Source organism: Bacillus cereus group sp. BfR-BA-01453, assembly GCF_022662915.1.
Classification (GTDB): Bacteria; Bacillota; Bacilli; order Bacillales; family Bacillaceae_G; genus Bacillus_A; species Bacillus_A paranthracis.
The window spans coordinates 1-485 of the sequence record NZ_JAKUEN010000045.1; the positions used below are offsets into that span (position 1 = coordinate 1).

Below are 485 nucleotides of genomic sequence, written 5' to 3' on the forward strand. Positions count from 1 at the left end.
GGGGTGAAGTCGTAACAAGGTAGCCGTATCGGAAGGTGCGGCTGGATCACCTCCTTTCTATGGAGAATTGATAAGCGCTGCTTATCAATATAAGTTTCCGTGTTTCGTTTTCGTTTAGTTTTGAGAGTTCAATAAAAAGTATTGACTCTTAAATGAGGATATGATATAAATAAATCCTGCAATTTGTATGGGCCTATAGCTCAGCTGGTTAGAGCGCACGCCTGATAAGCGTGAGGTCGATGGTTCGAGTCCATTTAGGCCCACCATACAACTTGGGGCCTTAGCTCAGCTGGGAGAGCGCCTGCCTTGCACGCAGGAGGTCAGCGGTTCGATCCCGCTAGGCTCCACCAAAAAGCTATTTTAAATAGCAAATGGTATGTTCTTTGAAAACTAGATAACAGTGTAGCTCATATTTTTTAATTTTTAGTTTGGTTAAGTTAGAAAGGGCGCACGGTGGATGCCTTGACACTAGGAGTCGATGAAGG

General features: G+C 44.3%; 2 tRNA genes and 1 rRNA gene. All 3 read left to right on the forward strand.

Annotated elements, in window-relative coordinates:
• Positions 1–57, forward strand: a 16S ribosomal RNA gene (locus MR070_RS26860); the annotation flags it as partial.
• A 132-nt stretch (positions 58–189) separates the two neighbouring features.
• Positions 190–266: transfer RNA gene (locus tag MR070_RS26865), tRNA-Ile, on the forward strand.
• Between the two features lie 8 nt (positions 267–274).
• A tRNA-Ala gene (locus MR070_RS26870) sits at positions 275–350 on the forward strand.
• Positions 351–485 lie beyond the last annotated feature (135 nt).